Source organism: Clostridium fessum (assembly GCF_003024715.1).
In the GTDB taxonomy this organism is placed as follows: domain Bacteria; phylum Bacillota; class Clostridia; order Lachnospirales; family Lachnospiraceae; genus Otoolea; species Otoolea fessa.
In genome coordinates, this window is the sequence record NZ_PYLO01000005.1 from 154554 (window position 1) to 181064 (window position 26511).

At 42.1% G+C, this 26511-nt stretch carries 23 protein-coding genes, 1 pseudogene and 1 riboswitch; of the genes and pseudogenes, 2 read left to right on the forward strand and 22 right to left on the reverse strand.

All coding sequences use genetic code 11. The features are described from left to right. Positions 1 to 6: 6 nt before the first annotated feature. The 6 genes from C7U56_RS13285 to C7U56_RS13310 form a co-directional block, all read right to left on the reverse strand. Positions 7 to 1098, reverse strand: coding sequence for a substrate-binding domain-containing protein (locus tag C7U56_RS13285; protein ID WP_181357250.1), 1092 nt, complete (start codon positions 1096 to 1098; stop codon positions 7 to 9). Positions 1099 to 1345: 247 nt separating this feature from the next. Beyond that, entirely contained in the window at positions 1346 to 2374 is a 1029-nt protein-coding gene (locus C7U56_RS13290) for a galactose ABC transporter substrate-binding protein (RefSeq protein ID WP_107001615.1), read from the reverse strand. Positions 2375 to 2398: 24 nt separating this feature from the next. Beyond that, the gene (locus tag C7U56_RS13295) at positions 2399 to 3373 is read right to left on the reverse strand and encodes a substrate-binding domain-containing protein (protein ID WP_107001676.1); all 975 of its coding nucleotides are present in this window, start codon (positions 3371 to 3373) and stop codon (positions 2399 to 2401) included. Between the two features lie 31 nt (positions 3374 to 3404). Beyond that, positions 3405 to 5204 (reverse strand): sensor histidine kinase, encoded by a 1800-nt coding sequence (locus C7U56_RS13300; RefSeq protein WP_107001616.1) that lies wholly within the window; start codon positions 5202 to 5204, stop codon positions 3405 to 3407. Continuing rightward, positions 5204 to 6832: a response regulator transcription factor gene (locus C7U56_RS13305; protein WP_107001617.1), complete on the reverse strand. Its 1629-nt coding sequence runs from the start codon at positions 6830 to 6832 to the stop codon at positions 5204 to 5206. The genes C7U56_RS13300 and C7U56_RS13305 overlap by 1 nt, the downstream gene beginning before the upstream one ends. A gap of 174 nt (positions 6833 to 7006) precedes the next feature. Further along, complete coding sequence (locus tag C7U56_RS13310) at positions 7007 to 7189, reverse strand: hypothetical protein (protein WP_107001618.1); 183 nt, start codon at positions 7187 to 7189, stop codon at positions 7007 to 7009. A 185-nt stretch (positions 7190 to 7374) separates the two neighbouring features. Here C7U56_RS13310 and C7U56_RS16070 point away from each other — a divergent pair, with 185 nt between their 5' ends. Continuing rightward, on the forward strand, positions 7375 to 8175 hold the full coding sequence (locus tag C7U56_RS16070) for a hypothetical protein (RefSeq protein ID WP_233430273.1): 801 nt from the start codon (positions 7375 to 7377) through the stop codon (positions 8173 to 8175). A gap of 44 nt (positions 8176 to 8219) precedes the next feature. Beyond that, positions 8220 to 8325: riboswitch (TPP riboswitch) on the forward strand. Between the two features lie 140 nt (positions 8326 to 8465). Here C7U56_RS16070 and C7U56_RS13320 read toward each other — a convergent pair. After that, complete coding sequence (locus C7U56_RS13320; protein WP_107001619.1) at positions 8466 to 9206, reverse strand: L,D-transpeptidase family protein; 741 nt, start codon at positions 9204 to 9206, stop codon at positions 8466 to 8468. 138 nt (positions 9207 to 9344) lie between these two features. Further along, complete coding sequence (locus tag C7U56_RS13325) at positions 9345 to 10070, reverse strand: YczE/YyaS/YitT family protein (RefSeq protein WP_233430274.1); 726 nt, start codon at positions 10068 to 10070, stop codon at positions 9345 to 9347. Positions 10071 to 10368: 298 nt separating this feature from the next. Between C7U56_RS13325 and C7U56_RS13330 the strand changes: the two genes are divergently transcribed. Continuing rightward, positions 10369 to 11709 carry an MATE family efflux transporter gene (locus C7U56_RS13330; RefSeq protein WP_107001620.1) on the forward strand — a complete coding sequence of 447 codons (1341 nt, stop codon included), beginning with the start codon at positions 10369 to 10371 and terminating at the stop codon, positions 11707 to 11709. 109 nt (positions 11710 to 11818) lie between these two features. Here the strand turns inward: C7U56_RS13330 and C7U56_RS15475 are convergent, their stop codons facing one another. From C7U56_RS15475 to C7U56_RS13395, 14 genes and pseudogenes are all read right to left on the reverse strand, one after another. Next, a complete protein-coding gene (locus tag C7U56_RS15475) occupies positions 11819 to 12013 on the reverse strand; it encodes a hypothetical protein (RefSeq protein WP_146143927.1) in 195 nt (64 codons plus the stop codon). 56 nt (positions 12014 to 12069) lie between these two features. After that, positions 12070 to 12966: a transposase gene (locus C7U56_RS13335; RefSeq protein ID WP_107001621.1), complete on the reverse strand. Its 897-nt coding sequence runs from the start codon at positions 12964 to 12966 to the stop codon at positions 12070 to 12072. Between the two features lie 391 nt (positions 12967 to 13357). After that, a complete protein-coding gene (locus tag C7U56_RS13340) occupies positions 13358 to 13594 on the reverse strand; it encodes a hypothetical protein (protein WP_107001622.1) in 237 nt (78 codons plus the stop codon). A 168-nt stretch (positions 13595 to 13762) separates the two neighbouring features. Beyond that, the gene (locus C7U56_RS13345) at positions 13763 to 15088 is read right to left on the reverse strand and encodes an IS200/IS605 family element transposase accessory protein TnpB (protein WP_107001623.1); all 1326 of its coding nucleotides are present in this window, start codon (positions 15086 to 15088) and stop codon (positions 13763 to 13765) included. A gap of 8 nt (positions 15089 to 15096) precedes the next feature. Continuing rightward, entirely contained in the window at positions 15097 to 15576 is a 480-nt protein-coding gene (tnpA, locus tag C7U56_RS13350; protein WP_477100010.1) for an IS200/IS605 family transposase, read from the reverse strand. 44 nt (positions 15577 to 15620) lie between these two features. Next, positions 15621 to 16436, reverse strand: a complete 816-nt coding sequence (locus C7U56_RS13355; protein WP_107001625.1) for a hypothetical protein — start codon at positions 16434 to 16436, stop codon at positions 15621 to 15623. Then, entirely contained in the window at positions 16433 to 17644 is a 1212-nt protein-coding gene (locus C7U56_RS13360; protein WP_233430275.1) for a hypothetical protein, read from the reverse strand. Before C7U56_RS13360 ends, C7U56_RS13355 begins: the two co-directional genes overlap by 4 nt. Before the next feature lie 37 nt (positions 17645 to 17681). Continuing rightward, a complete protein-coding gene (locus tag C7U56_RS13365) occupies positions 17682 to 18596 on the reverse strand; it encodes a nucleotidyltransferase family protein (protein WP_107001627.1) in 915 nt (304 codons plus the stop codon). A gap of 28 nt (positions 18597 to 18624) precedes the next feature. Next, on the reverse strand, positions 18625 to 20178 hold the full coding sequence (locus tag C7U56_RS13370; protein ID WP_181357252.1) for a DUF6020 family protein: 1554 nt from the start codon (positions 20176 to 20178) through the stop codon (positions 18625 to 18627). Between the two features lie 232 nt (positions 20179 to 20410). Further along, a pseudogene (locus tag C7U56_RS13375) lies at positions 20411 to 21348 on the reverse strand (glycosyltransferase family 2 protein). Positions 21349 to 21674: 326 nt separating this feature from the next. Continuing rightward, positions 21675 to 22694 carry an acyltransferase gene (locus C7U56_RS13380; RefSeq protein WP_107001629.1) on the reverse strand — a complete coding sequence of 340 codons (1020 nt, stop codon included), beginning with the start codon at positions 22692 to 22694 and terminating at the stop codon, positions 21675 to 21677. A 29-nt stretch (positions 22695 to 22723) separates the two neighbouring features. Further along, complete coding sequence (locus tag C7U56_RS13385; protein ID WP_233430276.1) at positions 22724 to 23641, reverse strand: NAD-dependent epimerase/dehydratase family protein; 918 nt, start codon at positions 23639 to 23641, stop codon at positions 22724 to 22726. Between the two features lie 9 nt (positions 23642 to 23650). Further along, positions 23651 to 25519, reverse strand: a complete 1869-nt coding sequence (locus tag C7U56_RS13390) for a DUF4422 domain-containing protein (RefSeq protein ID WP_181357253.1) — start codon at positions 25517 to 25519, stop codon at positions 23651 to 23653. Between the two features lie 14 nt (positions 25520 to 25533). After that, complete coding sequence (locus C7U56_RS13395; RefSeq protein ID WP_107001632.1) at positions 25534 to 26511, reverse strand: glycosyltransferase family 2 protein; 978 nt, start codon at positions 26509 to 26511, stop codon at positions 25534 to 25536.

Genomic DNA, 26511 nt, shown 5'->3' on the forward strand with positions numbered 1-26511 from the left:
CTACAATTATTTAATCATTTCCAGAATATCGCCAGCGTTCTCAGTTGTAACCTTTACATAGTCTACCATGTATACGTTGTCAACATCTTTGCCGTTTACGAAATCAAGAGCTTTGTCAGCTGCTGTATGAGCCTGTCCGAAGTAATCGTTGAATACGGTACCGGTCATCTTGTCGTTCATAACGTTCTCAACAACCTCAACCAGAGCATCAACACCTACCAGGTAGATATCTTTGTTTACAGTTCTTCCAGCTGCCTCGATAGCCTGCAGAGCACCAAGAGCCATAGCATCGTTGTTGCAGAATACAACATCGATCTTGTCGCCGTACTGGGACAGAGCGTTAGCAGTGATCTCCTGACCCTTTGTCTGATCCCAATCACCACGCTGCTTGGTCAGCTCTTCAACCTCTACGCCAGCTGCCTTTAAAGCCTCAACGGATTTCTCAGTTCTGTACTGAGCATCTACGTTCTCCGGATCTCCCTGAACCATGATGTAACGAACAACGCCGTCGCCGTCTGCATCACCCTTGTTCTCAAGCTCAGCGATCTCTTCACCCTGATATGTACCGGACTGTCTAGCATCAGCACCTACATAAGTAGCTTTGATGCCGTCGTCAACCCAAGCCTGCTCTCTCTCAGCATCCGGCTCACGGTTGATGTAAACAACCGGGATACCTGCTTCGTTGCAGATGTTGGTTACATCCGGCTCAGAAGAAGCCTGAACCAGGTTGATGATCATAACATCAAATCCCTGGGTAACGAAGTTACGGATCTGGTTCATCTGCTCGGACTGGTCATTCTTACCATCCATGATGGAGATGTTCTCTGCCTTTAAGCCAAGCTCATCTACTAAATATTTCTGAAGTTCGTTTCTATACAGTGTCATGAAGTTATCAGCGAACTGGTAAATAGAAATACCAACTTTAACTTCTGCCGGATCTTTTCCTTCGATTGCTTCTTTAACAGTCTCTGCTGCGTCAGCTGCTGCTGTTGTCTCTTCTGCCGCTGCAGTTGTCTCTGCCGGTTTGCTGGAGCAAGCAGTTACGGAAAATGCCATTGCAGTTGCCAAACCAAGTGCTGCTACTTTTTTCAGTTTCATAATGTTTGTCCTCCCTTAAACTTGCGTATCCGTTTGCGCTGTCCGGATCCACCGAACAGTTAAATTTTCCGCATACACACATTATACAGTTTCGCCGATTCGTCATTTTTTCTTATCGACACCATTATTATACGGATCGTTTGTACACTTTTCCATATAATTTTCTTGGTTCTTATATAAAATTTTTTTAGATCCTTTGTGATTTTATTCACATATTCTTGTTTTTCCGGTGTGAAACTGTGTGATTTTATGGTAAATCAGCAACAGTCAACGCTTTCTGACTGCATTGATAATAGGTTCCTTCCTCTAATTCGACCTTTTCCTGTACATTTTGACCAAGTGCCTCAGAGGCAGCTATCTCAAAAATCACTTCTGCATACTCGTCGCTGTCACACTGGACTGTTCCATACAGTTTTCCGCTCTTAAGCCCCTCGATTCCCTGCGGGGTTCCGTCGATGCCGACCACCTTGACGCCCCTTGTGTCACCGGCGCGTTCAAGCGCCTCGGCAGCTCCGAGCGCCATCTCATCGTTGTTGCCGATCACCACCTCGATCGCATCCCCGAACTGGCGGATCCACTGTTCCATCAGCGCCGCCGCCTGGCTCCGATCCCAGTTTGCCGAACCACCGGTCAGTTTTTCCAGCGGAATATCTCCGTCGCGCATCGTCTGCACCGACCACTCTGTCCGGATCAGCGAATCCTGATGGCTGCGCTCGCCCTCCAACATCACATATCCCACGGTTCCATCCCCATTTAAATCAAGACTGCCCGGATTTTCCTGATACGCATCCACCAGAAGCTCTCCCTGCAGAACCGCCGATTCCCGCGCGTCCTCCCCTACATAATAGAGGTGCTCCCACCGTTTCATGTCCTCCTCGACCGGTTCGCGGTTGAAAAATACGACCGGCGTCCCGGCATCCATCGCCTTGTTGATGACATACGATGCTGCTGAGCGATCCACCATATTGACGCAGATCGCATCGTATTCCAGGGAAAGGAAACGATCTACCTGGCTGTTCTGCGTATTTTGGTTTCCCTTCGGATCCATGATTTCCAGATTGACCTTAATGCCCGTCTGCTGCTCATATTCCTTCGCCTTTTCCTCCAGGCTGGAACGGATATTGTTGATAAAGGCATCCTCGCCCCGGTACAGCGTTACACCGATACGGATGCTCTTTTTTTCTGCCGGTTTTGCCGCGCTGCATCCATTTAAAAGAAGTGTGCCCACTGCCAGAAGTGCCAGCGCCATCTGAATGCTTTTTCCGTTTTTTTTCATCTTTCTATACTCCCTCCCGGATTTTTAATCAATCGGGTACAGCATCTTCTCATATTTCTTCGAGCGCAGCTCATCCTTCTCTATATAGTAGGATTCCAATGAAAGCTGGCTTCTCTCCTGCTCTTTTTCAATCGCCTGCACTGCTTTTTTGACCGCAAAATAGCCCGCGTCAAACTGGTTTGTCACCACCAGCCCCCGGATTGTCCCCTTGTCAAGCTGATCCAGTAGGGACGGCATCATCCCGACGCCGTATAGCCCGGAAATGTATTTTCCGTACACGCTGCTTCCGCCGACAATCTCCGCCGCCTCCGCTGTGCTGGCGAAATCCAGTGCCGCCACCACCGCCGTGCCGCTGCCCGGATAAACTGTTTTTTCAATGACGGAACGGTAAGTATCATCGGTGCCGCGCGGCACAATGGTATAGGAAAAGCCCTGTTTTTCCAGCACCTCCGTCAGCCCCTGCTTCATCTCCCCCGCCTTGCCGATATATGGGTTATCTGCAAAGATCCAAACAGGAAGATCGGGGCTCTGTTCCGCCGTAATCGCCTCGCCCAGCTTTCTCCCGGCTGCCGTCCAGTCCATATGAACCGCCCCCTTGACCTCCTCATCCGGTGATAATTCACCCAGCAGGATAATCGGCGTTCCATATGTATTTTCTTCCAGATATTGGCGGCATTCCAGCTCATCAACCGGCTCCAGTATCACTGCCCCGGCACCGTCTGCCGCTTCCCGGCGCACCAGCTCCATCTGCTGTGCCAGATTATCCTTTTCATACAGGGTAATAAAGCTGACATCTACATTATACTCAACCGCCGCCTGATCCACGCCCTTGCGGAAGTTGACGTAATCATCATCCGAAGTATCGCTGATAATCAGGGACACCGGGTAGACCTCCACCTCTTTTTCCTTGATGATCCAATCCGTGGAGGAAAGGAGATACAGCAAAATAAGTCCCACACACAGGATTCCCCAGAGCACCAGCTCCTTTTTTTTTCTCACTCCATATCGCATTGATCTGTCGCCCCCACTTTTACACTTTCTTCTCTTCCAGCACTTTCTCGTAAGGCACTGCCGGAAGATGAATCTTCACCGCGGTTCCCTCATCCGGCTCCGACTCGATCGAAAGACCATATTCCGCGCCGAAATACAGCTTGATTCGCTCGTTGACATTGCGTACCCCGATGCCGGATCCGCGCTTGGATGCCACGTGCGCCGTATCGGTAAAGAGGCTCTCGACCTGTTCCTCCGTCATGCCAAGCCCATTGTCCCGCACCTCCAGATACAGCTCTTTTTCCTCCTGCCAGGCGCGCACGAAGATCTCACCGTCGCCGTCCATATATTCCATGCCATGGTAGATCGCATTCTCCACCAGCGGCTGCAGCATCAGTTTTAAACTTGCAAGTTCCAAAACCTCATCATCTGACTCGATCGTATAGGTAAACTTATTTTTAAACCGCATCTGTTGGATCATCAGGTAATTCCGGACATGTTCCAGCTCATCCTTCACAGTAATTAAGCTCTTGCCGCGGCTTAAACTGATACGGAAGAACCGCGCCAGCGCCGTCACCACCTTGACCGCCTCCGTTTTCTGCTCATTTTCAATCATCCAGACAATGATATCGAGCGTATTATAGAGGAAATGCGGATTGATCTGCGACTGCAGCGTATCAAACTCCTGCTTGCGTTTCGCCTCATGCTCACGCACAATATCCTGCATCAGGAGGCGGATCTGACCCGCCATATCACTGATCGATTTTCCCAGATGGCGGATCTCATACGAACCGCCGATGTACACCGGTGCGCTTAAATTGCCCGCCTCCAGGACGCCGACCGATTTTTCCAGCTCACGGATCGGATTCGTGATCCTCGATGAAATATAAGAGTTAATCAGAGCCAGAATGCACAAAATGAGGGCAATGACAAATACGATAAAAAGCCGGGTTTTGATCGTGTTGAGCGACACGGCATTTTCCGGCGTCACCCCGACCACCTTCCAGCCTGTGTAGCCGATCGTCTTGACCGTCGCCATCCGCTTTTTTCCGGCAAATATCTCCTCATGATTTCCGTCCGAATAGCCGGCTGCCTGTCCATTGTTCTCCTGCACCCAGCCGGAATCCAGAAGCTGCATCTGCGGGTGGTAAAGAATCTCGCCATTTCCGCTGATCATATAGAAATAACCACCGCGCCCCGTCGTGATGCCGCCAAAGAGCTGTTCCAGGCTCGAATAGCGGATATCGACCAGAAGGACGCCCTGCGAGGTCGAGGTTCCGTGTGTCAGTTCGACCGCCCGCGATAGCGAAATGACCCATCGGTATTGATTTTCCGCATTGTCAAACACATACTGTACGTGCGGCAGGGAAAAATGCTGGTTTTCCGTCCGGTTTAAGGCGCTCCGGAACCATTCTTCCTGCGTCACATCCACCTCATTTTTCAGACGCACCGCCGGGACTGCCTCCAGAAGCGCCCCATCCTCCGAAAACAGGGCAATATTCTCCACATTATCCTTATTATTATCGTAGAGAAGCGTAAATTCACTTCCAAGCGACTGGCTCGACAGATCGGCATTCTTGATCGTGCCATAATAAAGCGAGTCGGACAGCTTCATGATCGTGCGGAGGTACGACTCCACAGAGCGCCCCACCTGCGCGATCAGGTTCTGGCTCTCCTCCTGTACTACTTCCGTGACCTGCCGTGACATTCTCTGGTACAGCGACAGGGAGATCAGCACGCTCGCCGCCAGCGCCGTGATCGTAAAATAGATAAAGATCATAGACCGGATGCTGGCGTCGTCAAAAAGCTTTTTCTTCCAGATCGTCCTTTTTTTACCCATTATGCCTCCCCGCTCCGGTGTGCCGTGCGGTACCGCGTCGGGGAAACACCGAATTTTTTCTTAAATACGTAACTGAAATAGTTCTGCTCCGGGTAGCCGACCTTTTCCGCGATGATATACGTCTTGTCGTCAGTTGCCATCAGAAGCTCGACCGCGCGCCCCAGCCGGACATCGGTCAGATAGGCGATGTACGCCTGTCCCGTCTCCTTCTTAAACATCGTTGAAAAATACGCCGGGCTCATATGCAGATGGCGGCAGATCTTCTCCACCGACAGATCCGGATCTTGAAAATTGTCCTGAATGTACTGCTTCGCCTCGCGGATCACGTTTTTTGTCGTATTGCTCCGCTCTTCTTCCATTCCGGCATTCATCTTGAGCGCCACCTCGGTCAGGTACGGGCGGACATTCTCCATCTTCTGGACGCGCCCCAGAATCTCGAAATAATCATTTTCCACGCCAAACATCTCGCTGATCCGCAGATCATACTGCTGGGAGAGCTGTGTCAGCACATTGATGATCGCAAGCACATACGCCTGATACTGGCGGTAATGCACCCGCGCATCCTCCATCCGGCTCACAATCCCGTCTATCACGGAACGGATCTTTTCCTTCGGTCCAAACTTGACTGCCGCTATAAGCTCCGACTCCATCCGGCTGTCGAACCGGAGTTTTTCATGCCCGGACGGCTCCATATCGCCGATGCAGATCACGCCGCCGGAACCCGTGATCGCACGGTAACCGAGTGCATTGAGTGCCGTGTGGCACGGGCGGCTTAAATCCGTCAGCGAACTGCAGCTCTCGCCCACGCCGATCGTAACCGATACCTCCAGAATTTTCTTCGTCTCCTTGCAGATATCGCCCAGCAGGGCAATCAGCCCGGTCTGTGTATTGTCTTTGTCGATCGCCACCAGAAGGATCGTCTCAAAGGAAGAATGGAATACAATAAAACGGTACTGCCCTTCCAGTTTTTCCTCAATCAGATTGCGGACGGAGATCGGAATCAGCTCCCGCTGCTGATGCAGCGAAACTGCCTTGTCCACCTTCTCATCCGGTTCCAGATGGATCGCCGCAATCACCCATTTGACCGCACCCGCAACGTCGATCGCATATTCGTTCAGTTTTTCCTCAATCTGCGCTTCCTCCATGCCGCCGTGAATCAGATCATTCAAAAAATGTTCCCGGATCGCCGGAAGACTCTTGATATAACTTTCCCGAAGCAGGGTAACATTCCGCTTCTGCTCGATCTCCTCATCGAGATTTTTCTTGATTTTCTTTAAAATCGCCGTCAGCTCTTCGACATTGACCGGCTTTAAAATATATTCGATCACATTGAGCTTGATCGCCTTTTTGGCGTACTCAAATTCATCAAAACCAGAAAAAATCACGATCTTGATGGACGGATATCTCTGCCGTATATTCTCCGCCATCTCCAGCCCGTCCATATATGGCATCCGGATGTCTGTCAGCACAACATCCGGCTCATTCTGCTCGATCTTTTCCAGCGCTTCCTTCCCGTTCTCCGCATCCCCGATCACCTCGAATCCGGCATCCTGCCAGTCGATTTTGCGTATGATGCTTGTCCGTACTTCCTCCTCGTCATCTACCAGCATGATTTTATATGGGTTCATATGGATTCGTCCTTTCAGTTCCTAATGCAATGTTGTTGTGAGCCAGTTTGTCTTAGGACTCTGGAGCTCTGCTACGGTATCCCCATTCCAGCTTTCCCTGACACCTCATGAGGAAGTGGCTGGGCAGGCTGGAATGAGGGGAATTTCTTTCTTTACATTATACCACATCTTTCTTTATTTGTGAGTTTGTGATTTTTCACTGGCAGGTTCCAATTTCTGTAAAGGCGTGCTTCGTCCCCGGGTGCGGGAACCCGGTTCCACACAGCGTCTGCATCCAGTCCGCCGTCCGCGGCAGGCGAGACAGTCTTCATCTATTTCATAAACGGCATTTCCATCAATGATCAGCCGGGTGTTCATAGCTCTGAATCCTTTTCTTTCTTATTTTTTATAATATACTATATGTGGTTTTTCCTGTCCCGGAGCTTTTTTTCTTTAAACATTCCCGTTCTTTTTCGATTCCAAAAGTGCCTACCCGTGAACCAAAACGTCTTTTTTTCCTCTCATCTGCATATATTGAGACAAAGATTTGGGAGGTTTTTTTCGTGAACCAAGATGTTTCTCTCAAAATGACCGAGTTAGACCGCTTGACCTCACTCCCACATATGCAGCTTGTCAAGGCGGCGCTTCCCTATATTCACATCCCGGAACAGCGTTTTTTCTCCCTGTTTGTGAAATTCCGCGAACTAGAAAAGACGATGCAGCTATTTGCTGATCCGGCCGACGGTGAGATCGGAATCTGCTCGGTGGGCGAACGCGACAAGGATTCGCCGGTTGATATGCTGAAAGCGATCAAGCCGTATGGCACAGAGGAAGAGCAAAGTTCGATCGATCTGGTCTTAAATTTTATCGAAGGTTCCCGCCTCTATGAATCCTACTGGCAAAATATGCCGCAGACAGCATCCTTTCCGACTTCGCAAGATATCCAGAATGATTCACCCAATTCTGATGCAGTTCCGGCATCTGTCCTTTACCCGCAAGCCGAATATTCCCGCAGACAGAAAAAAACCACAGACCGTGCATCTGGCACATCCACTTCAAACAGACAGGAGGCACACACTATGGAATTTCAAAACTGGAAACAGGATCCGAGACTCCGCTCCATGGATCCAGACAAAATAAAACAGATGGAACAGTTAGCCGATCAGGCAAGAAACACGCCGCAAGACAAGCTTCTGCCGCTTCTCATGAGTCTCCGGGGCAGCAACGGTTCCCCGCAATTCTCAACCTCAGAAATGGACACTCTTTTTTCGATCCTGACAGACCAAATGCCCCCAGCGCAGAAACGGCAGGCGGAAATGCTGCGGATGCTGAGCCGGCAGATGGGCGGGGCAAATAAATCATAAAACCAGAGTTGCCACTGCTATTTTTCCAAATCATGCTACAATTCATTTCGATAATGGGAAGCTTGTGATGCAGGCTGAGAGGAAACCAAAAGTTCCGACCCAAAACCTGATTTGGATAATGCCAACGTAGGGACAGATATTTTGAGACACCTGAGCGCCGGATATTGTCCGGCGTTTTTGGGTTTCATTAGGAAATTATGTCCTATGAAACAAAAAAACTCATCTGGGGGTTCCTATCTGCTTCCAGATAAAAATCCCCAAATGAGATCTGACTCTCACAGCCTATCTAATTAGTAATTTGCTAAATCGCTCTCATCCTGCACCACCACAATCTTCGTCCCGGTATCCACCTGGCACACAACCTTTTTCATATCTTCCTCCGGAATACTGATGCATCCGGAAGTTCCCGTATTATTCCAGCTCTTCGGGCAATGCAGGAAGATCGCCGATCCCTTTCCCGGTGTGCACTCCGAATTATAATCCAGCACCAGACCGTAATTATACTGCGGTGCCTGCGCCATCAGATCCTCCGCCGAATTCCAGTCCTTCTGCACCTGTTTCGTATTTGCCAACTGGTTATAATACCGGCTGTTTCCATCATCCACATAATAATCGCCGTCCACAATCTGGTGATACGGCAGAATCGTTCCCGGATTTGCCTTCAGGCCAAATGCCATCGTAAAGCGGTACACACCCGCCGGAGTTTTTTTATCGCCCTCCTGCTTCTGCGTTGTAATGCCGTTCATGCCGCTGACCGCCTCTTTTGACATTACCTGCACCAGTTTTCCATCTGTATCGCGTTTATACCAGTCCAGACGGCTCTTCGCCGGATCCTGGCGGTTGCCAATCACCACAATCAGCTGCGTTGCATCCTTCGCCGCCTCCAGTGTATTTACATCCCCGTTGTAGCTTGCCGTAAGCGCCGGTCCTGTCGCTTTCTCCGCCGCCATCGCAGCCGCCGGAGCTGCCGCACTCATCAACATGCCTGCTGCCAATACTACCATTGCTTTCCGCTTCATTCTCAATTTCATCTTATTTATCTCCTATTATTTTATGTATCTGAATTTCATTCAAAAATCGGCTGCTTTTATCTTTCGCACACCTCTCCTATACGCAGTAAAAACACATTTCCTCTTTTCTATATGAAACATTCTTTTCCACACACTCTGTCAGTTCCTGCCACTTTCCAGTCCAGCCGCCTGCAGCATCGCCTTTCCAAAAATATGATGAAACAGCGCAATCACGCGCCCCACCAGCATGACAGCACAGACCGTTCCAATGCCGATTCCCACCGGTTTTCCCGCAAACAAAAGTCCCATAATCAGTGACAGAACAATGCAAAACGCATCCACACAGTTCTTCATCAGACCCGTGCCGATTCCAAAGGTGTCTGCAAGCACCTGCACCAGACCATCGCCCGGATTTGGCACCAGCCGCATTGACAGGGACATCGCCGCGCCGATGCCTGTAAAAATCAGGGCAAGCATCAGCACTCCCAGGCGTCCTAAAAGTCCAGACGCCGCCGTTCCGCATTCTTCTAACGACGGTATGCACACTGAAAATACATTCAGAAATCTTGTAAATACAATACTCAATGGAAACTGCAGTGCATCTTTCATAAGCAGGCTGCGTCCGGCTTTTCCCTTCTCCCGCAGATGAATCGCCGCCTGAATCAAGACAAAGATACCATACAGGACAAAGGTCATATCACCAAAATTCCGGTTCCAGATCACGGATGCCGCATACGAAAGTGAAATAATCGGCGACACTCCGAGTCCAGCTTTCGTATTGAGCGTAAGCCCCATCGCCAGAATCAGAAGCCCCATCAGATAAAAGCCCCACCGTGCTGCCCCGCTTCCCGTCGGTTTCTCCGTCATTTCCATGTTGTGATTCAAGATTTCCTCATCTCTTTTTCTTAATATTCGTTAAATCGTAACTGTTCAGTCCCCTCACAGTCACGCGCAAAAATCCATTAAAAATTGCCTATGGCAATGGGATTTTTGCCTGCTGGCCCATGTTTTCGTACGGTCAGCGCAGTAAATGCGCAGACCTGCTGAACAGTTACATTAAATCTATTCTATTATAGATCCTTCTCTTTCCACTTGACAAGCGCTTTCCGTTCTCTTTACTTTTTCCATCCTCTATGCTACACTAAACTCATGATTTTAGCTGTATCAAAGGAGTTTTATACATATGAAAAAAGATATGACCGAAGGGCGGGAATGGTCCTCCATCCTGCTCTTTTCCCTGCCTATCATGGGGGCAAACCTGCTGCAGGTTTTGTACAACCTCGCTGACAGCGTGATCGTCGGAAACCTCATCAGCGCAACCGCCCTTGGAGCCGTCGGACTAACCAGCTCCATGATCTGGCTTCTGACCGCCATCTGCACCTCCATCGGTGCCGGTGTCAACATCGCAGTCGCCCAGTATTTCGGTGCCAAAAAAGAGACAGACATACAGGAATCCATCTCCGTCTCCTATCTGATTGCCGTGGTCGTAAGTATATTTTTAACCGCCGCCTGCTTTCTGGCAGCCCGTCCAGTTATTTTCGGCTTTTTGCAGGCACCGGAAGAAATGCGTTTCGACAGTATGGCATACTTTCTGATCTACAGCGGTGGAATTATTTTCCAGCTGCTCTACAATGTCACCTATGGCATCCTGCGGGCACACGGTGATTCGCGCGGCGCACTCATTTTCCTGATGATCTCCGCCGCCCTGAACATTGTGCTGGACTGTGTGTTTATCTCCATCTTTCATATGGGCGTCTCTGGCGCGGCTGCCGCGACCGTGATCGCACAGGCTGGTTCTGCCATCGCCAGTTTCCTGTACCTGCGGCATATTTTCCCGGACTTGCTGCCAAAACGGCGTTATCTCTACGCCTGGAAAGGACAGGGGGCGCTGCTGATGCGCCTGAGTATTCCGATCATGCTGCAGACGGGCGTCAATTCGATTGGTTTCCTCATCCTGCAGCGTCTCATCAACTCCTTCGGCGCTCCCAGCATCGAGGGCTACGCTGCCATGCTGAAGGTCGAACAACTCGCACACATTCCGTCCCAGAGCTTTAACGTCGCCATCTCCAGCTTCGCCGGACAGAATATCGGCGCCGAAAAGCTGGACCGTGCCCGCCGCGGTTACCGCACGACCATCCTGATGGGTGTCCTGATCAGTATCTCCATCAGTATCGTGGTTCTGCTTTTTGACCGGCCGCTTCTCCAGATCTTCAACATCACCGGAGAGTCCCTGCGGCGCGCAAAGGAACATCTCGACATCCTGATGTTCTTCATCTGGACCAGCACGATCACCAACATCACCTGCGGTTTCCTGCAGGGAGCCGGCGATGTCAAGATCCCGGCAGCTTCCGGTTTCATCAACCTGGGCATCCGCCTCACGCTCTCCTTTCTTCTGGCGCTCACCCCGGTTGGCTTCCGCTGCTACTATGTGAGCATGCCGCCCGCATGGCTGATCGCCTGCTTCGTAGTTGTGATGCGCTACCGGAGTGGAAAATGGAGGGAGTTTCGGATTGTAAAAGAGTAAAGAAAAGGGATGGAAGAATTCACTTTGGAGGGTGATTTCTTCCATCCTTATTTCGTTTAGAGCTCTTTTTCGCGTTTTACCCTCTCCTAAAATTTTAGCACACTACTATCTATAAAACACAAACTCCATTTTTACCATGCACATTCCACTCCACGCGCACACCGCTGCTGCCAGTGCCCGGTATGTAAACACGATATGGATATAAGAATATTGGATCTTCATTCTGGTAATCTGGTCGGTAGGCTGCAGCAACGCAGTTCAGGGCACTGACATCTTCTTTTTGATAACAGGCATTTCCAATCATAAGCGCATCCGTCCAGTTATCCAGCGGATCCGCATATGTATAACCAACCGCCGCACCTATTCCTTAAACTTTTCCAAAATATGCCTAACTTCATCCACATCTATCTTCATCTGTTCTGCAATCTGGTTTTCTGTATATTTATCTCGATATAATCTATAAATTTCAAACACCCGTTCTTCACCCTGTTTCTGCCCTTCCTTCAATCCATCCTTCTTACCTTCCGCATACTCTGCCTTCCGAATCAATTCCTTTTCCCGTTTCTCATCATATTCGAAAATACACACCTCTATCGCCTCCGTTCGATTCTTTCTCAGGAAATCAGCCAGTATATTTTCCTCAATACATTCCGTCACAGCCTGCTCTGCCGCCCGGTTTATGTCCTTATACTCTGCCACATATTTACGAATCTTGTCAACCAGAAGCATATACTCTTTCAACAGGCAGCAAGTTTCCAAAATCCTCTGTTTTTTATCCAGATTAATATTCAATACCTTCACTATCAATTCCAGCTCTGGTTCATCCGCCTTCTGGCAGAATGAATGTGACAGTTTCAGAACACTTTCCGCTTCCCGCTCCTCTTCTCCATTGTAAAATACAACAAAGTGTGGGGTCGGCAATTCTACCAGCGTTGACGCATACAGCGTTTGATTCCGAATGAGCATCTGGTATTCTTTCGTCACATAAATCAGAAAACGCAGCGGCATATTCGGATTCCAAGTTGACTGATGTTCATACAAATTCAACTGCATATCCAGCAAAAATGCCTGGTCATTTTTCATATTCATATAAACTGCATTTTCCAGCGTCACGATCTCCAACTCTTTTGCATCCGTATAATGTGAATGATTTACCGCATTATACAGACTCAACAGGTTCTCCCTTGTACTGAAAATCATCCGAAACAACGTATCCTTGTGATCCCGCCTTACTTTTACAGAATTCATATTTCTCATTCATTCTCCCTTCTGGCAGGAGAATTTCCACTTTTCTTTTAACCCTTTGAAAATCTCCTGCTCTTCAATTGTTGTTGACTTGGATAAGCATAAGATTTCTCAGATTAAAATTAGAATATTAGATACCGCTTAAATTGCTGATAAAGAAAAATATATGCTTGATAAGATAAATGTAGCATATCCGCATATAGGATGCAAGAAGAATTTATTTCTTTTATATTCCTATTTTATGCCCCAGATTACTGTTCACACATGAGTGAACAGTAACTGCCCCAGAACATTCCCAGATACCTTTTCCGCATTTCCATATCCAACGGTGCATCTGTCATAACTTTCGTATTCAAATAAGGAGTGCCCTCCCTCCGAAAGACACTCCCGTCTAAGCTAAAAATCATTTAAATCGTTCCAAAATTTTCCGTACTTCTTCTACATTCATCCCCAGCTTCTCTTTAATCTGGTTTTCCGTGTAGTTCGCGCGAAATAATTGATAAATTTTAAATATCCGTTCGGCTTCTTCTTTCTTTCCAGCTTCCCGTCCAATCCTTTCTCCCTCTTTCATACCTTCCGAATACTCCGCCTTCCGGATCAGCTCCTTCTCCCGCTTATCATCATATTCAAAAATACACATGTGAACATCACATGGCTAAAGTCACGTGCTTCTCAGCCGTTTTAAACGGCAAGACTAAATATCGGCGGATACGCCAGTAACTTAGAATTCGTGCGGATACGCACTTTTCCCTTGCCGGATACGGCTGGTTTCCACATTACAGGTAGTCCGCTGTATATCTGCCTGCGTTTATGCCGCTTTTAAATTGTTTACTTCTACATAAAGCTTTCTTAAATCTGCATAAACACATGAGGTTCTACGCTTCACTGCAGGTACTTTTGCCTCCAGTGAAGACCTTCCCGTTTCCGGCAAGGATTTTAAAAGTTCCCGTATAAAATATCTCGCTCCAATATTATAGGATGCTGACAGGTCGCAGTTGTACTGTTTTCCTGTCCGGAAGGTACATAGGCTATGGTTCTCCTGATTTCTTACTACCGCTCCGCTTCCGTCACAGGCCAGCCTGCTGGTGTTCCGGGCACTGACCCTGGACACACGAATTCTGTTCCGATGTGCCTGATGTTCACACAGTTTCTGAATATCCCGCTTTCTCCATAAATGAAGCTTTTGTTTCTTTTTTCCGGATATTTTTCCCTGCATTTCCAGATACTCAAAAACAATTACATCTGCCTGATACTCTGCAGCATATTTCGTGATCTCCGCAGCTATTTTGCGGGACAGCTCCATATTCAGCCTTTTTGCATAATCCCATCGGCTTTGGACCTGTCTGGAGGAATGTTCTCTCTGAAAACGGCGGATTCTGCCAAGCACATGATACAAATGGTCTTTATCACTGGAGAAATTTATAAATTTACGTCCCAGGATAGTGCCATCTGCACGCATGATGCTGCAGACCGCATCCGTATTGATCCCTAAATCAACGCTGCATATCACCTGCTCTTTTACATCTGTTTTTGATAAGCTTACTTCCTCCGTGTATGAAAACCGAAGGAAATATTTATGATGTTTCCTTTCCAAAGTAGGGGCAGATGCCTTTTTACCACTCCATTTTTTTCGCAGATATTCCATATCGGTATGAAGTAATTTTACCTGAAACCACTTCCACTCACGCCCATCAAACAGCTTTAAATGTGCCGCATCTTCTCCCGGTTCTGCTTCCTTATACATGACATCCCGATAGAATACCGGCATCGCATGATTCTCACAGACCAGCTTCGGTCTTCCCCTCAGTTCTCCCTTTTTCCACAAACTAAGGCGTGTCTGATAGGAGGACACCGCTCCAAGTGCGTGTTGAATCGCCGCTCTCCTCAGATAAGATGACATCTTAGGGAAATGACGGTCAAACAGAAATCTGGCATGATTCTTTTTTGTCTCATGTACCAGATGTTCCGCTTCATTAAAGCGTTTTTGTGGATTTCTGATTTCGGAAAGTTCTTCCCAGGTCTCTGCATACACCGGAATCAGATAGGAAACTGCCTTCCGAAAAATATCCAGCGTAGCGCGGAGCGGTATATTCTTTTTTTTAATTTCTACTCCATAGCTGGATACAATCTGCATAAAGTTTCCTACTTTCTTTTTTCCTTCTCTTTTTGTCCCTCAATGTATGCCATTACCTGATCCCTGCTTCGGTCACTTACGGTGACTGCACAATACGATGGATTCCACAAATGTCCTCCCCACAGCTCCTGTTTTAATTCCGGATGCGAAAGAAACAACTGACGTGCCAGATTCCCCTTCATAATCTTTATCATGCCTGATATAAAAAATTGCGGTTTGCAATCCAGAAGTAAATGAATATGATCTGGCATAACCTCCATCGCCAGAATCCTAAATTTGTATTCCTCCGCAAGCTCATACAACATTTTTTTACATTCCGCGTCTATCCCATTTTTCAGGACCTGTTTTCGATATTTCGTGCACCAGACAAGATGATATTGCAAAGAATACACATATCCTCTACCATATGAAAGTGAATTTTCCTTAATAGTAAATATATCTTTTTCCATGTTTATATTATACCATATGCCCCCGCATTTAGCAAACACTAGTTCTGTATCTTGATAAAAAATTTGGCACACCTAACTCGTCACTAAAGTAACGAGAATGCGGTGTGCCGTTTTTCAAGGAAGTTAACCATTTTCCCCGTTGCCAGGAAAAATACCAGTGGAATTCCAAGTGCTGCCGCAGGATAAGTCAGTAAATCCAGATAAGCAGTTATCATGCCATTTATCAAAAACAGATACAGATAGCGCCCGTCCTGTTCCATTTGATTCCGACAGACCAAAATCAAAAACAGGCTGAATATCATCACATAATACACACTTGAAAACTGGATCGAAAACGCAATCGCCAACGGTCTCAAAAACAATGCCGTACATAAAAATGGAAGTATCAAACAGTAGCGTTTCTGCCTAATCAATGTTCCTGTTATAAGCAGCAGAGTAAACACAACTCCCAAATTTATAAGTGCCCGAATTCCCCGATAATCCATAAAAAAGAGTAGTGGGCGCAGGAATACCAAATAACCATGCCAATAACGTGCATACGAAGTTATTTCCATCCCATCATCTATCCCTTTCACATCCATTCGAAATGATGTAATTGGATCTGCATCCTGATAAACCGGTCGATAGGCAGCGACTGCACACTCTAAAGCAGACGCATCTTCTTTTTGATAACAGGCTGTATGGAGCATGAGCGAATCCGTCCAGTTATCCAGTTCTTCCGCCGGCGTATTTCCAACAAACGGGTAGAGTCCTTCACCGGTAAAGATTTCCACTGACTCTGCACTATGTTCATAAATCAACTTATCCGGTATAAGAAAGGCAAGCCACAAAAAAATGATTCCCGCCAAAATACCTGAAATCAAAATGGCAGGCATACGAATGAGGTATTTCAAATTCATGTCCTTCTTCCCTTCTTCCCAGACATTCCCGCCATCACAATAACAAACCAGAAAAACGGCTGCCTGCAGTTCATCAGCGTAAAGCTCTCTGCCAGAAGTGCCAGCACCGCCGCCCTCTGCGCCTTCTCACACCGGACCACATTTTTCACAATCCAATACACCAGAAATGTGGTAGGAATCAGCCCATACGAAAACCACACATCAAAAAAGCTGGAATGAATCTCATTGACATGAAATACATCAAACACACCCGGACTCAAAAGTTTTTCAAATCCATCATACGGAATAAAACGTTCAAAAAAGCCCTCTCCCGCTCCATAAAACAGATACTGAGGCGTCAATACCAGCCGCTCCGCACTTCTGTCATATAGCAGATCATAGAGATTTCCATTTGCCAGTTTCCATATTTTCTGCTGGATTCTGGAAAGAAGCGTATAATCCGTCTGCGAAACATCAAAATCTGCCCCTGGCCAGATTAGATAGACGCCCAGCGCCAGCATCACTACAACAGCTGCCCCGCCGAACCACCAGAGTTTTTTATACTTTGAGTGCGTGCATCTTTCCCAGAAAAACTGCCATGCCAGTATTACAAAAAAGGCAAGCAGTCCCACAAACATACCGGTTGATTTTGCTTTTCCAATCAGAAAAACTCCCCAAAAAAACATTCCCCAGCACGCAATCCGTGTCTTGACTGTATACTCTGCCTTCCGCCGGTATTCCATAAAAAGCACCAGAATCATCGTAAAGATGAAAAAAGCAAACTGGTTCGGATCATTAAACGTTCCCATAAACCGAGAACCGCCCCAGCTCTCATGAAAATAGCGTCCTCGTCCGGAAATCAAAACAATTGTCTGAAACACCAGATTGATCCGACATATCCAGCAAAGTCCCCGCATAAACGAATCCGAATAAAGTGTCCGGAACGTCCAGATCAGGAATGCAGAATAAATCCAATAAAGCGTATGTAACGGAAAACTTCCTTTTCCTGTCCGAACAAAATAAATGCCATTAATGACAGCTGCAAATATCAGGAAGACCACCCAGGGAAAATCTTCCTGATACCAGATTTTCTTACCACTTCTCCACGCCATGATAAGCGCCAGGGCACCGGACAAGGCGAAAAACAGATCCGCGATGCCGATGCTGCCGCTGGGGAGAAGGTAGAATTGTTTGGTGAAGACGGCTGTGTAAAATAAAACTTCAACCATCCTGTTTCTCTCTAATTTCATTTGTTCTTACTTTATCCTAATCCCACAAATTTTCCGGATATAATCCACTCTCTATCATCTGTCGGAATCCCTCCTGCGCCGGTTCTATATCTTCTTTATAAGTAATTCCAATCCATCTGTCCGGCGTATTCAAAACTTTTACGGAAGCTAACTTCTTTTCAAGCAATTCCGCCACAATATTTGGGAGAAGATACTCCTTCTTCTCCGGATTTTCCCCTAATGCATCAAGGAATCTGGCAAATCCTTCATCTATGTACCGCAAAAAATCCGGATATCCGGCCCACATATTCATGGATACCATCGTATCCGGTGTGATCCATTTGCTTACCTTCGCATTATCACACTGGATTTTTCCATCTACACACTGAATTCCCGTCGTTTCAACGACCTCTTTCAAGAATCCCGCCTCATCTGCCACGCAGACACCTCTGGTAACCGCTCCGTTTTCACTCAGCGTATTCTTTAAAGAAAAGCCTGCCATTGCCAGATTTATCTTATCCGCATCTGTATTTCCAGAAAGCAGGAACTCATGAAGCTTCGAAAAAGCTTCTTTCCCATAATAATCATCTGCATTGATGATCACAAATGGTTCTTTCACAACATCTTTACAAGCCAGAATTGCCTGCCCGGTTCCCCATGGTTTTACTCGTCCTTCTGGAACATGATAGCCTTCAGGCAAGTCTTCTAACTCTTGATAGACATATTCCACAGGCATAACCTTAGATAAGCGATTTCCAATCACTTCTTTAAATTCTTTCTCAATGGCTTTCCGAATTACAAATACAACTTTTGTAAAACCAGCTTCCTTCGCATCGTAAATCGAAAAATCCATAATAATCTCTCCATTCGGAGCCATCTTAGCCAGCTGTTTGATACCGGTTCCGAAACGAGAACCGATACCGGCAGCCATGATAATGAGGGTTGTGTTCATGTTTTTTCCTCCGTAAACTATTTAACTTTTATTTACTCCTGGTCTCTTCTTTCAAAAGGAACATTGACGAAATATATAGTGGAGCTGTAAATATAAAAGGTGCACAGTAACGATACATAATTACTGGACTTAAAAGTACAGTAAGCCATATACCAAATATCATACTCAAAAGCAAAATTATTTTCTTATTTCTATTAATCAAAAGAGTATACACACCGAGAAAAAGCAAAAGGCAACTATAAAATCCTGCCTGACATAATATCGAAAAAATCGGTATTTTAGAAAAAATCATTTTCAAACTTCCACCATAACCATTACCTGGAATTCCCTTTCCATACAAATTCTCTAACAATAATTGATAACTCGGAAACAAACTTTCTCTATTAATCTCAAATCCAGGATCATATGCCACCGACTTATCATAACACAGGATATCTATATATGGATGCCATGGTCTGGCATCCGGCCAGTTTTTGTCTGGATACCATAAAGTCAGAGTCTGTAATCCAAATGCCTGTACATATCCTATTGAATCAAAAGCAGCAAATTTTATATATGATTTCAAAAAAGAAATCTTATCCCTCTGTACCTCTTCTACTTTTAAATTTGATTTTACCGGATCCGAAATAAAGGGCGTATAATTTTTCCATCCCTCATCAGGGACAAAGCTTTGCATCTCTTTGCGTTGCTTTTCCGTCAAATCATCATTATTATATACCCACGCCATTTGTTGCAAGGGTAAGCTCAGCATCTCTCTCAGTGCCGTTCCCTTCTGTACTCCACACAAAGCATATACCGGTCCTTGATACACAGCTACCAATATTATAACGCTTGTCAATAACATCAACAATTTTCTTCTGGCTTTCAACAATAAAGCAGTCAGAAGCACAAAAGCAAGAACATATACTCCATTATTTCTAATGACACACATTAAAAACATCCATAAAAACAATTTTATAGTATTTTTCTTGTCCAAAAATTGCTCATCCAGCAAATATTCAATTAGCAATAAGACCACCATGGCAAAAGACGCTGTAAAAATTGAATCTTGCGCTGATGTTAAGGAAAGAATTACATGCATAGGCAACAGAAAAAAAAGTGTAGATAGAATCACCAACGTTTTGTTTGTCTTATCATTTATAAATGATAAGATATTCCAGATAACATAAAGTGAAATACTCATTTGCAGTAAAGTAAACACTGCAAATCCTATGGAATAATTATCAAAAAACAACTTTCCACTATTAACAAACAAATAAAATATTCCACAATATAGTGGAGACCATTGAGATGATATAGGAATATCTTTTCTCAAAAACTCATGATACCAATATGGTGCATCTGTTGCATAAACCCCTGGAAACAGTGCCAAATATGCCATTATCCAAGCAAAAAGAATTATAACAAAACAATTTCTTAAACTTTTTTTATCTTCTTTACCAACAATCTTTTTTTTATCAAAATACTCCATCATGCAAACAATAAATGGAAATATTTCAATCATTAAAAAAAGTAGACTTAAAAGTGTGATTCCATTTAATTGGATTGTGGATAACAAATCCAATTGAATTCCAAAATTCAAAATCACTGCATAAAAAGCAGATAAAGCAACTTGGATATAAAATCTAATACCTCTCTTTATCGAAATTTGATAATACAACTTGGAGGTGACGAAAAATACAATCGCCAGAATACCCCCCCCGGAACATTTTGAGCATAATTCAAATATTACATCTGTATTCCGGTTATACCTATAAATCCCATTACTATCGAAAATATAATTTTTGCTTCATTATATTTTTCTTTTAATACATTCATTTAACAATCCTCTTCTTGCTCATTTCAATCATTTGTAATCTAAATTCATATTCTCTACGTTCTTTCTCCACAATTTCCGATAAAATGAGTCCTGAAAAGAATGAAATCAACGCGGATAATGCAATAAAGCCTGATACAATTAGCGTTGGAAAATTAGGAACTAATCCTGTCTGTAAATATAAAAAAACACCGGCACAAACAATATCAGAGACAAAACAAATAGTAAAACTGACATCATTCCAAAGAAGTTCATCGGTCTATAATTTTTATACAATCTTCCAATAGTCTTTAAAACTTTTACGCCATCAGAATATGTATTTAACTTTGACTCACTTCCTTCCGGGCGATCTCTATATTCAATTATCATATTTTCAACACTCATATTTTTCTCAACTGCGTGGATCGTCATTTCTGTTTCAATTTCGAATCCTTTGGAAAGAACCGGAAAACTTTTCACAAAAAGATAACTAAATGCACGATATCCTGTCATAATATCTCGAATGTTGGTATGGAACAATCGATTAATACTCCCTCTTACTAAACTATTTCCAAAATTATGAAATGGTCTTTTATTTTCTTCAAAATATGTAGATGAAAGCCTGTCCCCTATAACCATATCTACATTTTTATGGAGTACTAGCTCCACCATATTTTTTCCATATTCCGCTGGATAGGTATCATCTCCATCTATCATGATATAACACTCAGCATTAATTTCTCTGAACATTCTTCGAATAACATTACCTTTACCTTGACTATACTCATACCGCACAATTGCCCCAACTTTTTTTGCCAGTTCTACCGTATTATCGGTTGAATTATTATCATATACATAAACCATTGCATCTGGTAATTCTTTTTTCCAATCTTTCACAACTTTTCCAATTGTTTTTTCTTCGTTATAGCACGGAATTAAAACTGCTACTTTATCCATTATTTTATCTCCTACTTTTATGGCAGAAAATATTTTCTACGTATTCTGATTTTTGCATTAGTCTAATAGTTACTCCTACCATTCCATCAAATAGTTTATACCACAGATAAAAGCTTTTATAATTATCCAATTTAATCCACTTTTATCAGTTTTTTGATGCCTGTTTCAAAACAAGTTCCAATATTATCAACCTTAACAATGAAAATCTTATACATGTTTTTCTCCGTAAATCAGCTAATTTTTTTCACTTCTAGTTTTCTCTTTCAAAAAGGACATTTCCAAAACACTAATATAAGTTCTTTGCAACATTTCTTATGATAATTAAATCATGGCAAAACCTTTCTAATGATTTGATTTTTTTTTGCAAAATGCGTAAATAGCGCGCATATTAAGAATATTAAAATTCCTCCTCCAACTCTCCATATCAATCTTCTTCCGTCTATATTAAACTCTTTTGGAAGCCCTATAACAAAAAAATAATGTAACAAATATACACCAAATGTACATTTTGCACATTTAAATATCATATCAGACACAATGTGATAAAATCGACCAAATATTTTTTTATAATCCATATATTTAAAAAGAACAAATATAGCAACTGATTGCAGTAGACACGGAAAATTGGTATATCCTTTAAACATTGTATTTATCTCTGCTCCTGTTGAAAGCATACTTGTTCCTTCAAAATGTATAAACCATCCAATTATACCTACTATATATATACTCCATCTTTTCTTCTTATCCAACGTCACTTTATCTAATATATAACCAAGAAATATATATACCATATATCCACTAACTACAGGCGGTACTACATCTTTATTCATAGTAATATGAAACAACTCACACAGCAAGGGTAGAGTAAACACTACTATGCTTCCAATCAGAGCAAAAAAAGTCATAAGCTGAATATTTTCAGCTGCAAAACTAATAATTGGAAATGATATATATATGGCAAACAAAGGAATAAAGAACCAATAGATTGAAAAGTATCTTGTATTAAACGTATTATCTATTATATGAATAATATTCCAATCCATCGGAACTTCTGAAATATATGCCATAAACATTCCTGAAATCAAACTCCAAAACACGAATGGAACTACTGTCTTTTTTATTCTATTTTTATAAAATTCTGCTGTAGTATATCGTTCTCTATAATCCATCAATGTAGCACCTGAAATCATAAAAAATATCGGCACCGCCCAGTAAAAATAAGTTTCAATAAAATTCGCCGAAATCCAAAGTTCTCCCGAAGGATGACTCCAAAAAATCCCATTTGTGTGTAACAGAACAACAGCAACACATGAAACACAATTCAAAACCGAAATATATAATTTCATTTATCCGTTCTCCATCGTTAATATCTATATCAATTGATGCATTTAAGTTTTCTTTTTTTTAGAAAGCAATAGTATTCATTAATTCCTACTTCAATTGACCTACAGTTACATTTTGAGATTTCCACTATATTGGTGTTATCCAAAATGATTTTTGGAACATCTACGGTTCTATATGGTAGGTATTCAACCTTAATATCAGGGATTAATTTATGCAAAATTTTTAAAATTTCATTTTGAGAAACTCCTTTTTGAGAACTAATATTAAAAATTTCTCTTGAACCTTTATATTCTATTAAAGAGCCTAGCATTTTACATACATCCTGAATATGTATATAATCTCTTACAACAAATCCATCTCCCCAAATCTCTATTGTTTCTTTATTAATTGCTTTTTTTAAAGCTGCGTCGATAAACCCAACTCCTTTTCTATAATCCTGCCCCGGTCCATACGGATTAGAAATTCGAGCAATTATATTGTTCAACCCCATTTGTCTATTAAATGTTCTAATCGTATTTTCGATACATAACTTTAAATTACCATAATGATTTATTGGGACTGGTAAATCTTCTTCTTTTATCGGCATTGCTTCTTTATTTCCATACACAGTACCACCTGATGATAAGAAAAGAATTCTAAACTCATATTGTTTTGACCATTCGCACAATTTTATACTCTGTAAAAAATCATTTTTATATCCAAAGAAATATTTTTCATTTGAATTTCCCGGATTAATTGTGCTTATTGCATGAACTACAACATCACTTTTTTTAAGATAAGGAAGTATATCGGTATCATTAAAGAAATCCCCTTTAATATACTTAATTTTCTTATTGTCTAAAACATTTGGTATTTCTCTATCAAAGGAAAAGACCTCGTAATCATCCTTTAAATATTCTGCTAGATTTTTTCCTATAAATCCATTCCCACCCAATATTAATATTTTCATTAAATCCACCTATATAATACGTCTTATCTTTTTGTAAATCCATTTAACACAACTTCTACGCATAGTTCCGTATGGCATCACTATTTCCGAAATTCTACGCACTTGTTGTCTAAAATTTCTTTTTCCATTAAAATTATTACTTACATGATTTTCTATATCAAGCATTCTTTGTCCAACAAAGCCATACCAAAATGGTGTTCTTACAAATGCATTCCAAAACTCATCCGCCCATTCTTGTTTCGGATATAACCATGGTTTTTCATTCCCAGCATAATGTATAATCTTAGGATTTTGACTCGCTTTTTGATATTCCAAATAATATTGTCTTGGAGCAAATGTTTCAACATATCCCCTATATCCTTCTACTTCATCTCCCATGAAATTCCAGCTTTGTTCTAACCATTTTATTTGATCTTGACACAAAACATTCAACGCATCTTGGTCTTGAAATTGAAATGAAGAACCTTGTGCAAACTCTAACAAATATTTAAAGGTAAATTCTTCTCTCATTTTACTAACGTTAAATAGTAACACACCTGCATTAAATTGCTTAAATACATTTTTCAATCGCATCTTTTCATGAACATATTTTCTGCGAATATCATCAAATCCATTTGCCACTCCAGCAGCTGCAATATCTACTACTCCGGCAACACAAAATTGTGAAATATCCGTTTGAAACAACTCTGATATATCACTTTTTATAATCATATCCCCATCCAAATATAAAACTTTATCGTATTTCTTAAACACTTCAATAATTGATAATTTAAAATATGTCTCAACTGGGATTGTAGGACTTGCATTTAAATTTGAATGTTCAAACAATGGTCCCACATTATAAAACCGTATTTTTACATTTTCTATGTCTTTTATTAATTTTAAAAATAACTCTTTTGTTTTTTTCTTAAAATCTCTATGCAAAAAAACAAGATCATAATTACAATTGTCATTCAAATTATCTAACAACGATCGTATCATTGCAGCGTAAAACGGTGCATAATTGTCATTTGATACCATTGCGATCGGAATATTTCTACTTGAAAATGCTGGCTGTAATTCCTTGCAAGAATCTGTATTTGAAAAAAAATACAATTGTAATTCTTTTGAAGTAATGTTCCTATTGTTCAGTAACCACATATAATATATACCGAACAAACGCTCTCCCAAATGTCCGGGGGTTCTATATCCTTCTACAGAATATGTTGACATATCAACTCTTTTTTCAAATTCATTCAATATATCAAAAAGCCATTTACAATAACTATTAAAAAGTTCTTTTTTCATTATAAATATATTTCCAATATAAGCCGTATATCCATTTAAATATTCTTTGGCTATATCATAAAAATCCGAATATTTCTCATTTATAATTTCAAGCATAATATCCAAGTCCTTAACATGTAGCCTAACTCCATCTTTTTTATATTGCTCATAAACGGTTAAACCGCACGCTTTTTTCAGATCAATTGGTTTCATGGTTAAAACATCATAATTATCAACCATATTTTCAATCTGCTTTAAATACCTATTATCTATATGCATTGCATTAGTTTCATATTTTGTTAAATAATTTTTTGTGACAATATTCCAATTATCCACTTTTTCTTTCAAACTATCATTAAAAGATAAATATCGTCTATAATGGAAAAAGCCGTAATACTCAACATCTATATTTTTCCAAGCCCAATACTGAGCTGTCAATTCACAATACATAGGATTTTTTTCTGAAATATTTATTCCTGTATTATCTTTGTCCATTCCATCAAACTGTTTTTTCGAAAAAGCAGCTCCAACTTGTACTGGTTGTATAAAATCACATTCTGGTATGTAATTATTCTCTTTATGATTTGCGATAAATATTTTCAGTTTTGACATTTTACCCTCCATTTTTAATGTATATTTTTCATACATCTAAAAAATTTATTCTTATATATATCATTCGCATATTCTAAAATCATCTTATTATTAATTGTATTTATAACTTTAATCTTTTTTTCATCTAGTATTTTTCTCATACTTTCAAAAAAATACTTATAAAAACGTATTGTACTAGAATTTCTCTGATGCATAATGGCATTTTCCATAAAAAATTCGTAATAAGCTTTGTTTACTTTTAATGATGTTTTGTTTTCATCCAATATTTCTTGTATTTTTTTATGAATACGTAAAAAATCCGTTTTAAAAGCATCATTGTCTGCTTCCTTGTCTGTAATAGATTCTCCTGCATTTTTTCTATAGTAATATAAATGTTCTGGAATCAACGAAATCCTATTCGCATACAATTCTGCCTGAACGCTATATAAATGATCTTCATAAATAATATTTTCCCAAAAAAGAAGATTGTTTTTCTTTAAAAAATCTGTTTCAAAAAGCTTATCCCACACTCCAACATACTTTATTATTTCAGGACATTCCTCAACTGTAAAAACTTTATTTTTCAAAGTATAATATAGAACTTCATCACGATAACTTTCATATCGTCCTGTATCTTCAAAATAAAGTGAAAAATTAGTGATAACAATATCTGCATTCGTTTCTTCTGCTTTTAAAACCATTTTTTCAATCATATCTAACTCTATGAAGTCATCGCAATCAACAAAAGAAATATATTTTCCAGATGCTCTGCGTATTCCTTCATTCCTCGCCTTACTCTGACCTGCATTTTTTTGATCAATAACTATAAAACGATCATCTTTTTTTTGGTACTCTTTTAAAATACTCAAAGATTTGTCTCTTGAACCATCATTTATACATATAATTTCTAAATTCGTATATGTCTGATTCTGAATCGTATCTAGACATTCCGCTAAATGTTTTTCACCATTATAAATTGGAATAATTATTGAAACTTTATCTTTTTTATACAT

Coding starts and splice junctions, on each gene's coding strand:
- C7U56_RS13300 (WP_107001616.1), bottom strand. CDS start 5,204: ATGGGTAAAAAAAGGACGATCTGGAAGAAAAAGCTTTTTGACGACGCC.
- C7U56_RS15475 (WP_146143927.1), bottom strand. CDS start 12,013: ATGATTGGAAATGCCTGTTATCAAAAAGAAGATGTCAGTGCCCTGAAC.
- C7U56_RS13320 (WP_107001619.1), bottom strand. CDS start 9,206: ATGAAATTGAGAATGAAGCGGAAAGCAATGGTAGTATTGGCAGCAGGC.
- C7U56_RS13335 (WP_107001621.1), bottom strand. CDS start 12,966: ATGAGAAATATGAATTCTGTAAAAGTAAGGCGGGATCACAAGGATACG.
- C7U56_RS13310 (WP_107001618.1), bottom strand. CDS start 7,189: ATGAACACCCGGCTGATCATTGATGGAAATGCCGTTTATGAAATAGAT.
- C7U56_RS13380 (WP_107001629.1), bottom strand. CDS start 22,694: ATGAAATTATATATTTCGGTTTTGAATTGTGTTTCATGTGTTGCTGTT.
- C7U56_RS13390 (WP_181357253.1), bottom strand. CDS start 25,519: ATGTCAAAACTGAAAATATTTATCGCAAATCATAAAGAGAATAATTAC.
- C7U56_RS13395 (WP_107001632.1), bottom strand. CDS start 26,511: ATGTATAAAAAAGATAAAGTTTCAATAATTATTCCAATTTATAATGGT.
- C7U56_RS13330 (WP_107001620.1), top strand. CDS start 10,369: ATGAAAAAAGATATGACCGAAGGGCGGGAATGGTCCTCCATCCTGCTC.
- C7U56_RS13360 (WP_233430275.1), bottom strand. CDS start 17,644: ATGGTTGAAGTTTTATTTTACACAGCCGTCTTCACCAAACAATTCTAC.
- C7U56_RS13365 (WP_107001627.1), bottom strand. CDS start 18,596: ATGAACACAACCCTCATTATCATGGCTGCCGGTATCGGTTCTCGTTTC.
- C7U56_RS13355 (WP_107001625.1), bottom strand. CDS start 16,436: ATGAATTTGAAATACCTCATTCGTATGCCTGCCATTTTGATTTCAGGT.
- C7U56_RS13385 (WP_233430276.1), bottom strand. CDS start 23,641: ATGAAAATATTAATATTGGGTGGGAATGGATTTATAGGAAAAAATCTA.
- C7U56_RS13285 (WP_181357250.1), bottom strand. CDS start 1,098: ATGAAACTGAAAAAAGTAGCAGCACTTGGTTTGGCAACTGCAATGGCA.
- C7U56_RS13290 (WP_107001615.1), bottom strand. CDS start 2,374: ATGAAAAAAAACGGAAAAAGCATTCAGATGGCGCTGGCACTTCTGGCA.
- C7U56_RS13340 (WP_107001622.1), bottom strand. CDS start 13,594: ATGTGTATTTTTGAATATGATGATAAGCGGGAGAAGGAGCTGATCCGG.
- C7U56_RS13345 (WP_107001623.1), bottom strand. CDS start 15,088: ATGCAGATTGTATCCAGCTATGGAGTAGAAATTAAAAAAAAGAATATA.
- C7U56_RS13305 (WP_107001617.1), bottom strand. CDS start 6,832: ATGAACCCATATAAAATCATGCTGGTAGATGACGAGGAGGAAGTACGG.